Source organism: Zoogloea sp. (genome assembly GCF_041904905.1).
Lineage (GTDB): Bacteria > Pseudomonadota > Gammaproteobacteria > Burkholderiales > Rhodocyclaceae > Zoogloea.
Genome location: NZ_JAYRMI010000043.1, coordinates 23,337 through 32,019 on the forward strand (window position 1 = coordinate 23,337; position 8,683 = coordinate 32,019).

Here is an 8,683-nt window from a genome sequence, read left to right on the forward strand (position 1 = left end):
TAGACTCAGGCGGGCGCCTTGCGGCGGCGCGGGGCCTTGGTGCCCAGGGCGTCGAGCTGGGCCTGGATGCGGTCGGTGATGGCGGCGGGGGTGGCCACCATGGCGGCGTCGGCCAGCAGGCCCACCCGGTAGCTGCCGTCGTAGCTGACGATGCTGATGGCGAGGCCCAGATCGCCCGACGGGGGGCTCCAGAACATCTGCTCGACGATCTGCGCGCCAGCCAGGAAGCGCGGTCGGTGCGCGCCGGGCACGTGGCACAGCAGCGCGGTGCTCTTGGTGGCGAGCAGCTTGAGCGCCTGCAGCTGCACGGCCCGGGGGGTCTGGCCGATCAGGCTGAAGATGCCCAGCGCCCGCTGGGCGTCGTAGCTTTCGGTGAAGTGGGCCACGCGCCGGTGGGTCTCGGCGAGCCGGTCGAGGGGGTCGGCAATGCCCACCGGCAGCTCCAGCGGCATGAAGCCCCAGCGGTTGCCCAGCACGTCGGGGGTGTCTTCGGTGCGCAGGTTGACGGGCATCAGGGTGCGCAGCTCGACGCCGGTGGTGGGCGAGCCCTGCTGGGCGAGGTGGTCGTGGAGCGCGCCGCTCAGGGCGGCCAGGAGCACCGCGTTGGGGGTGGTCTCCCGGGCGCGGGCGATGGCGGCCACGGCGCTTTCGGTCACCGGGGCACTCCAGCTCACGTGCTTGACGCCCTTGGGTTCGCCTTTCAGGAAGGTGTGGCTGTCGTCGTGCAGACCGGCCAGCTTGCCGATCTCCAGCGCCAGCGCGGTGCTGGCGCGGGCGTAGTCGAACACCTGGGTGGGGTTGAAGAGCAGGCTCAGGTAGCGGGCCCAGATGGCGCCGGAGAGCTTGATGCTGTCGATCACCGCGTCGGTGAGGGGGGCGTAGAGCCGGTCGAAGAGGTTGGGGGCTTCGGGCGGCGGAGGGGGTTCGGCCGCCGGCTTGGGGTCGGTGAGGGATTGCAGGACGCCGATCAGCGCGATGCTGTCGGCGATGCACTGGTGCACCCGGGCGACGAGGGCGCTGCCGCCCCGGTAGCCGGGCACGAGGTGAAGCTGCCACAGCGGGCGGGCGGGGTCGAGGGGGGTGGCGGCCAGCTCGCCGATCAGGGCCTCCAGCCCGGCCCGCTCGTCGCCCGGCGGCAGCGCGGCGGTGACGATGTGGGCGTCCAGATCCACCTGACCGCTCTCCCAGATGGCGCCGACGGTATCCCGCAGGATGTGCTGGCCAAAGCGCTCCAGGGGCAGCAGCCGGGTGCGCAGGCAGTCGGCCAGGGCGTTGCGGTCGAGGGGCGTGGCCAGGACGAGGACACCGATCACCTGCATCAGGTTGGTGCTCCGCTCGATCTGCAGCCAGGTCATGTCCAGGCTGCCAAGCCGTTCCAGCGTGCTCATGGGAGGCCTCCGTGAAGTTGGGGAATGCGCATGCGATGTGCCGTTCCGTGAGATTCTGCGCCGATTCGGCGAGGGCCGGAAGGCCGGAAAGCACACCGGCACGTCAGGTTAAAGCCGGGTCGCTACGATGCCGTTACCGGTGCATTGACCGTAAGAGTGCCGACGGCACGCGGTGCCCGGACTTACTCCAAATGAATCTCTCCGTTCTGCCCCGCACCGATGAGCTGGTGGAGTTCCTCGACGACGAGAACCCCACGGCGCCGGCCGTATCGCCCCTGTGCTGGAAGGTGCTGGTCGTCGACGACGACGCGGAGGTCCACCAGGCAACCGAGTTCGCCCTGCACGGCGCGGTGTTCTGCGGACGCCACCTCGAGCTGCTCCACGCCTACTCCGCCGCCGAGGCCCGCGACATCCTGACGGCGGTGGGCGACGTGGCGGTGATCCTGCTGGATGTGGTGATGGAACGCCACGACGCCGGGCTGCATCTGGTGCAGGTGATCCGCCAGGAGCTGGGGCTGGCCGACGTGCGGATCATCCTGCGCACCGGCCAGCCGGGCTACGCGCCCGAGCTGAGTGTGATCCGCGAGTACGACATCAACGACTACCGCACCAAGGCCGAGCTGACCCACACCCGGCTGGTGACCACCCTCACCGCGGCGATCCGCTCCTACGGGCAGCTGTGCGAGGTGAAGGCGAGCCGGCGGGGTCTGGAGTTTCTGATCGAGGCCGGCAACCGGCTGTTCATTCCGCGGGATGTGCGCGCCTTTGCCGATGCGGCCCTGAGCCATCTGGCGGTGCTGCTGGGCGGGCCGGTGGACGCGGCCTTCATCGGCCCGGTGGACTGGCGGGACGGTATGGGCGACGAGGAGGCGCTGGGGGTGGTGGCGGCTTCCGGGCGTTACGCCGGCCTGGTTGGCGAGCCGACCCTGGCGCTGGGCGATACCCCGCTGCGGGCGTCGTTCCGGCAGGGGCTGGCCCGGCAGGGGCATGTCTTCGACGGCGCCTCGTGCTGCCTGTACCTGGGGCGCAGCTACAACAAGGAGGCCCTGATCCACCTCGACCTGCCGCCCCAGGCGAGCGTGCTGACCCGGCAGGTGATCGAGGTGCTGTGCGTCAATCTGCGCATCGGCTTCGAGAACGTGGTGCTCTTCGAGCGCCTCAACTTCTTCGCCTACTTCGACCCGCTCACCCGGCTGCCCCACCGCACGCGCTTCCTCGACCGGCTCGACGAGCGCCTGCCGGGGCTGGCGTCGGCCGGCTGGCATCTGGGGATCATCGACATCGTGCGCTTCTCGGAGCTGAACGATGCCCTCGGCCACCGCAGCGGCGACCTGCTGCTGGTGGAAGTGACCCGCCGGCTGCAGGCCCATGTGGGCGAGGACGCGCTGGTGGCGCGGGTGGCCGGCGACGCCTTCGGGGTGTGCTGGCGGCCGGGCGAGCGGGGCGCCGGGGCGATCCTGGATGTCTTCGCGGCGCCTTTCCATGTGCGCAGCCACTCCATTCCGATGCGGGCGCGGGCCGGCTTCGTGGAGGTGGCGCAGGTGCCCGGCGGGGCGGTGGAGCTGCTCAAGCGGGCCAATCTGGCCCTCAGCCACGCCAAGCTGGAGGGCGACCAGCACTGGCGCTTCTTCTCCATCGAGATGGAGGCCAACACCCAGAACCGCGTGCAGTTGCTCAATGAGTTGCGCTCCGCCCTCAACCTGGGGCGTGGGCTGGAGTTGCACTACCAGCCCCAGGTGTCGCCCACCCGCGGTCAGGTGGTGGGCTGCGAGGCGCTGATCCGCTGGGTCAAACCCACCGGGCTGGCGGTGTCGCCGGAGGTGTTCATCCCGCTGGCGGAGTACACCGGGCTGATCGTGGAGATCGGCGACTGGGTGTTCGCCGAGGCTTGTCGGCAGATCGTGCGCTGGGATCGCGAGGGGCTGCCGCCCTTCCGGGTCGGCATCAACATTTCGGCGGCGCAGTTCCGCGAGCCGGATTTCGTGGCCAAGGTGGCCGGGGTGATCGCCTCGACCGGCGTGAGCCCGAAGCGGCTGGAGCTGGAGATCACCGAGTCGGTGGCGATGGAAGACCCGGAATCGGTGGCCCGGCAGCTGCGCGAGCTGAAGGCGCTGGGGCTGCGGGTGGCGGTGGATGACTTCGGCTGCGGCTTCTCGTCCCTGGGCAGCCTCAACCGCCTGCCCTTCGACCGGGTGAAGATCGACCGCGCCTTCGTGCGTGAGCTGACCCCCGAGACGGCCGAGGATTGCATCGCCACCCTGATCGTGAAGCTGGCCCGCAGCCTGGGGCTGGAGGTGACCGCCGAAGGGGTGGAGACCGAGATCCAGGCGCGGTTGCTGCAGGAGATGGGCTGCAAGGAGATGCAGGGCTTCCTCTACGGCAAGCCCATGAGCGCCGCCGCGCTGGAGACGTGGGTGAGACAGCAGGCGGCGTGAGCTGCCGGGAAACGTCAATGAGCTTGACGTATTGGGGGGCGGTGGCGTCGCCGGCCATCTTGGCTGGTTGGGCGGAAAGCAAATCGCCCGGCGGCGCCGTGGGGCGCCTGCCGGGCGAAGCGTGTGTCCGGGCGGGGAGGTCAGCGATACACGAGCACCGGGATCTTGCTGTGGGTGAGCACCTTCTGGGTCTCGCTGCCCAGCAGCAGCCCGCTCAGACCGCGACGGCCGTGGGAGGCCATGAAGATCAGGTCGCAGCGGTTGCGTTCGGCCGAGGCGATGATCGCCTCGAAGGGCACCTCGCTGACCACGGTGTCGCCCATCGATGCAACCCCGGCAGTATCGGCTGCGGCCTTGGCCTGGCCGAGGATCTTTTCGGCTTCGGCCGCGGCTGCGCGGCTGAACTGCTCGGGCGTGGTGGGGTCGAACAGCGCGCCCTCGCCGTAGATCGGCGTCGGGAAGTCGGGCTGGGCGTAGAAGAAGGTGAGCTTTGCGCCGGCTTCCTTGGCGAAGTCAATGGCGCGGGCGACGGTGGAGGCGGAGAGCTCGGAGCCGTCGGTAGGAACGAGGATGTTGCGGAACATGCTGTCACTCCTTGGTGAGGGTGGGCCTTCTGCTTCAATTATAGGACGGCCCGCGTTCGCAACCCGCTTGACGAATGTCAATCGAACTGAAACCTGCCTGGATCACGATTTCGTCTGAGGGCCGCGCTGCCGTCCCGGTCAGCCCTTGCGGCCATAAATGCATTTGAAGGAGTTGTTGCCATGTCCCGCCACGAACCCGTCCCGCCCATCGACGTCGCGCGCAAGTCGCTGCGTCAGCTGCACGATTCGGTGGAGTCGTCCGTCGACCCGCTGGGCATGACCGCGCCGCTGGTCCACGCCCAGCTCGCCTGGATGGCCCACCCCCAGGAGCTGGCGGAGGCGCTGGGGCGCATGTCGAGCAGCCTGTGGGCGCTGCAGTGGCATTCGATGCGCCGCATCGTCGGCCTGCCCAGCCCGGACCCGATCCGGCCGGTGGCGGATGACAGCCGCTTCGTCGACCCGGTGTGGGCCGAATCGCCCACCTGGGATCTGGTCAAGGAGTGGTATCTGCTGATGACCCGGCACTTCCAGGACATGCTCTACGACACCCCGGGGCTGTCCCAGAAAGAACGTCGGCGGGCGGCGTTCTGGTGGCGGAACGCCCTCAACGCGATGGCCCCGTCCAACTTCCTGTGGACCAACCCGGTGGCCATGCGCAAGGCCTTCGAGACCAACGGCGAGAGCCTCGTCCAGGGTTTCCGCAATTTTCTCGATGACCTCTCCGCGGGCAACATCCGGATGACCGACCCGGAGGATTTCAAGGTCGGCGAGAACCTTGCGGTGACGCCCGGCAAGGTGGTGTTCCGTAACCGGCTGCTGGAGGTCATCCACTACACGCCCACCCGGGCGCAGGTGCACGAGACGCCGATCGTCATCGTCACCCCGTGGATCAACAAGTTCTACATCCTCGACCTCAACCCCAAGAAGAGCATGATCCGCTATCTGCTCGACCAGGGCTTCGACGTGTTCATCACCAGCTGGAAGAACCCCGGAGAGGATATGGCCGAGGTGCGCTTCGACGACTACCTCACCGAGGGCATCCAGAGCCTCATCGACACCGCCCGCGGGCTGACCGGCGCGCCCAAGGTGCACGCGGTGGGCTACTGCATCGGCGGCACCGCGCTCTCCACCTACATGGCCTGGGCCAACCGGCGCTTCAAGCCGGAGGACATGCCGGTGGCGCACTGGACGCTGTTCACCACGCTGGTGGATTTTCACAAGCCGGGCGACATCGAGGTCTTCGTGGACGAGGGCAGCATCCGCTTCCTCACCCAGAACATGGCCCGCAAGGGCTACCTGGACGGCGCCGAGATGGCGTCGGCCTTCCGCCTGCTGCGCTCCAACAGCCTGATCTGGCACTACGTGGTCCACGGCTGGCTCTACGGCGAGACCCCGCCGCCGTTCGACGTGCTCTACTGGAACATGGACACCACGCGGATGCCTTACGCGATGCACGCCTGGTATCTGCGCGAGCTTTACCTCAACAACAAGCTGATCGAGAAGGACGCCCTGACGGTGGCCGGCGAACCCATCGACCTGGGCGCGATCACCCAGCCGGTGTACGCGGTGTCGGCCGAGGACGACCACATCGCCCCGTGGCGCCAGACCTTCCGCACCATGAACTACGTGAGCGGCCCGAAGCGCTACGTGCTGTCCAGTTCGGGCCACATCCTGGGGATCGTCAATCCGCCGGTGAAGCCGCCCAAGCGCACCTACCGGGTCGGCCCGGCGCGTCGCTCCGACAAGGCCGAGGACTGGCACGCCGCCCACGAACCCCAGCCGGGCAGCTGGTGGGAAGACTGGATGGCCTGGCTCAAGCCCCAGTGCGGCGAACAGGTGGCGGCGCGCCCGGTGGCCACCGACGCGTTTCCGGCACTTGCCGACGCGCCGGGTGTCTACGTGAAGGAATCCTGAACCGCGGCGGCAGGCGCGACGATCTGCCGCCAGTCCGCAAGACGACGGGCATAGCTGAAGCTGGCGTTGGCCGGGCTGGTGGACGGCAGCCGGATGAGGCGCAAGGGGTGGGTTCCGGGCGGGAGTTGCCGCTGAACGTGGCGTCGGAAACTCTTTTCGGCCATCGCGCCGTTGAAGAACACCCGGTCGATGCGCGGGTGGCCGGCAAAGAAGGTGGCGAAATCGTTGGGCGTGATCGACGTCGGCGCGATGTCGCCATCCAGGCTGCCTTCCCGCTCGCAGCTTTGCAGCACGTCCCACAGCGCGATGCCCGCGTCGGTCAGCTTCTGCAGCCGGGCAGGGTAGGGCAGGTCGGGGCCAGCGCCGATCAACTCACCGAGGATCCGCCAGAAGAGATTGCGGGGATGAGCGTAATATTCATTTGCATTCAACGACGCGTTGCCGGGCATGCTTCCCAGGATCAAGGCGGTGGCCGTCGGTTCCGCTACCGGGGGAAAGCTGAAGATCAGGCCCATGACGGTATCGCCGCGGCGTGGGCGCACGGTGCGGCGGGCGATTGCAGACGACAATATGGCATCCCGGGAGCGGGGGAATGAAACAGCGGGCTCATGTACTTGTGGTTGACGATCAGGCAGACAATCTCCTGATTCTAGAGGACGTCCTCTCCGAGCACTACGACGTGCACCCGGCCACCAACGGGATCGAGGCGCTCGGCTATCTCGAGGGCGGCGGCGTGGCGGATCTGATCCTGCTCGACGTGATGATGCCGGGGCTCGATGGTTTTGAAGTCTGCCGGCGTCTCAAGTCGAGCGAGTCGACCCGCTCGATTCCCGTGATGTTCCTCACCAGCCTGGACCGCCCGGAAGACGAAGAGCTGGGATTTTCCCTCGGGGCCGAGGATTTCATCCGCAAGCCGGTATCGCCGCCGGTGGTCCTGGCGCGGGTCCGGACACACCTGGCCCTGTCCCGGGCGACGCGGGCGCTGCAGCGGCGCAACGCCGACCTCGAACTGATCGTCGCCGAGCGCACGGCCGAAATCAGCGAGCAGGCCCGGCGCCTGCTGGCCAGCAAACAGGAAGTCATCGCCGCTCAGGCCGCCACCATCACCGCCTTTTGCGCACTGGCCGAAGCGCGGGACAACGAGACCGGCAACCACATCCGCCGGACCCAGCACTACGTGCGCATTCTTGCCGAAACCCTGCGCGATCACCCTCGCTTCCGGGCGCAGCTCGACGACGATGTGATCCAGCAACTCTTCAAGTCTGCGCCGCTCCACGATGTGGGCAAGGTGGCAACGCCCGATGCGATCCTCCTCAAGCCCGGCAAGCTTACCCCGGAAGAGTGGAAGATCATGCAGTGCCATTGCGAATCCGGCCGCGACGCGATCCTTCAGGCCGAGAACGCCCTGGGCGGCGTCAGCGACGCCTCATTCCTGCACTACGCCGCCGAAATCGCCTACGGTCACCACGAGCGATGGGACGGGAGCGGCTACCCGCAGGGGCTCTCTGGCGATGCGATCCCGCTTTCGGCCAGGCTGATGGCGGTTGCCGACGTCTACGACGCGCTCATCTCGCGGCGGGTATACAAGCCACCGTTCGCCCACGAGCAGGCCATCCTCATGATGGTTGCCGAGCGAGGTCGCCACTTTGATCCGGATATCGTCGATGCGCTGCAGCAGGTGGCGGGGAAGTTCGCCGAGATCGCAACCAGCTTCAGGGACGAGCCCGATGAGGAAACGGGGGCTCAGGCCTGAGCCGGTGACATGCACGCCGCCGGAGGCGCGCGCAAGAGAGATGCCAAGATGGTGCGGACGGAGAGACTCGAACTCTCACACCAAAGGCGCCAGAACCTAAATCTGGTGCGTCTACCAATTCCGCCACGTCCGCGAGATGTGAGCATTGTAAGTGGACCGCGAAGTCTGGGCTAGTGGACTTTACGGCGATCACGCCCGGCGCCTTGGTCTCAAGGGCGCGGCCTGGGGTGAGTGAGTTTCGGCACGATGGGCGTGGGGCACTAAAGTTTGAATTAATTTCTCAAACCTCTTGACGGGTTCTGATAGTTCTTTATAATTCGGCCCTCTTCGCAGCGCAGTTGTTTTGGCGCGGTGAAGGGGGGAGTGGCCCGGAGGATTGGGTTGTTCCGGCGCAGTCAGGTATTTGCGGCGAAGTTCAAAAAGATTTCGCGCAGTGCTTGACGGAGCTAAAAAGCTCTGTATAATACGCACCTCTTCGCTGAAGCGCGCAGCGGTTCTTTAAAAATTCGAACAACCGATAGGTGTGGGTGCTCGGTTTCGAGGCGGTGTTCTGGTTTATACCAGAGTGCCACAAGAAATTGAAGTATCTGCAGAAACGTCAGGTTTCTG

Annotated in this window: 6 protein-coding genes and 1 tRNA gene; 3 read left to right on the plus strand and 4 right to left on the minus strand. The window is 67.0% G+C overall.

The features are described from left to right. Nucleotides 1-5: 5 nt before the first annotated feature. Nucleotides 6-1,388, minus strand: a complete 1,383-nt coding sequence (locus ACE3N6_RS12635; protein WP_374246131.1) for a WS/DGAT domain-containing protein — start codon at nt 1,386-1,388, stop codon at nt 6-8. A 191-nt stretch (nt 1,389-1,579) separates the two neighbouring features. On the opposite strand from ACE3N6_RS12635, the gene ACE3N6_RS12640 reads away from it, so the two are divergent. Further along, a complete protein-coding gene (locus tag ACE3N6_RS12640) occupies nt 1,580-3,823 on the plus strand; it encodes a putative bifunctional diguanylate cyclase/phosphodiesterase (protein ID WP_374246132.1) in 2,244 nt (747 codons plus the stop codon). A 140-nt stretch (nt 3,824-3,963) separates the two neighbouring features. Here ACE3N6_RS12640 and ACE3N6_RS12645 read toward each other — a convergent pair whose 3' ends face one another. Continuing rightward, nucleotides 3,964-4,407 (minus strand): universal stress protein, encoded by a 444-nt coding sequence (locus ACE3N6_RS12645; protein WP_374246133.1) that lies wholly within the window; start codon nt 4,405-4,407, stop codon nt 3,964-3,966. Nucleotides 4,408-4,587: 180 nt separating this feature from the next. Here ACE3N6_RS12645 and ACE3N6_RS12650 point away from each other — a divergent pair, with 180 nt between their 5' ends. Next, the gene (locus tag ACE3N6_RS12650) at nt 4,588-6,321 is read left to right on the plus strand and encodes a PHA/PHB synthase family protein (RefSeq protein ID WP_374246134.1); all 1,734 of its coding nucleotides are present in this window, start codon (nt 4,588-4,590) and stop codon (nt 6,319-6,321) included. On the opposite strand, the gene ACE3N6_RS12655 is transcribed toward ACE3N6_RS12650, so the two are convergent. Then, entirely contained in the window at nt 6,303-6,836 is a 534-nt protein-coding gene (locus ACE3N6_RS12655) for a DNA-deoxyinosine glycosylase (RefSeq protein ID WP_374246135.1), read from the minus strand. The genes ACE3N6_RS12650 and ACE3N6_RS12655 overlap by 19 nt on opposite strands. Before the next feature lie 77 nt (nt 6,837-6,913). On the opposite strand from ACE3N6_RS12655, the gene ACE3N6_RS12660 reads away from it, so the two are divergent. Then, complete coding sequence (locus ACE3N6_RS12660) at nt 6,914-8,074, plus strand: HD domain-containing phosphohydrolase (protein WP_374246136.1); 1,161 nt, start codon at nt 6,914-6,916, stop codon at nt 8,072-8,074. Between the two features lie 49 nt (nt 8,075-8,123). On the opposite strand, the gene ACE3N6_RS12665 is transcribed toward ACE3N6_RS12660, so the two are convergent. Continuing rightward, nucleotides 8,124-8,207, minus strand: a tRNA-Leu gene (locus ACE3N6_RS12665). Nucleotides 8,208-8,683 lie beyond the last annotated feature (476 nt).

Bases quoted from the DNA above. Each gene is read 5' to 3' on its own strand.
- ACE3N6_RS12635 (WP_374246131.1), bottom strand. From the start codon at position 1,388: ATGAGCACGCTGGAACGGCTTGGCAGCCTGGACATGACCTGGCTGCAG.
- ACE3N6_RS12640 (WP_374246132.1), top strand. From the start codon at position 1,580: ATGAATCTCTCCGTTCTGCCCCGCACCGATGAGCTGGTGGAGTTCCTC.
- ACE3N6_RS12645 (WP_374246133.1), bottom strand. From the start codon at position 4,407: ATGTTCCGCAACATCCTCGTTCCTACCGACGGCTCCGAGCTCTCCGCC.
- ACE3N6_RS12650 (WP_374246134.1), top strand. From the start codon at position 4,588: ATGTCCCGCCACGAACCCGTCCCGCCCATCGACGTCGCGCGCAAGTCG.
- ACE3N6_RS12655 (WP_374246135.1), bottom strand. From the start codon at position 6,836: ATGGGCCTGATCTTCAGCTTTCCCCCGGTAGCGGAACCGACGGCCACC.
- ACE3N6_RS12660 (WP_374246136.1), top strand. From the start codon at position 6,914: ATGAAACAGCGGGCTCATGTACTTGTGGTTGACGATCAGGCAGACAAT.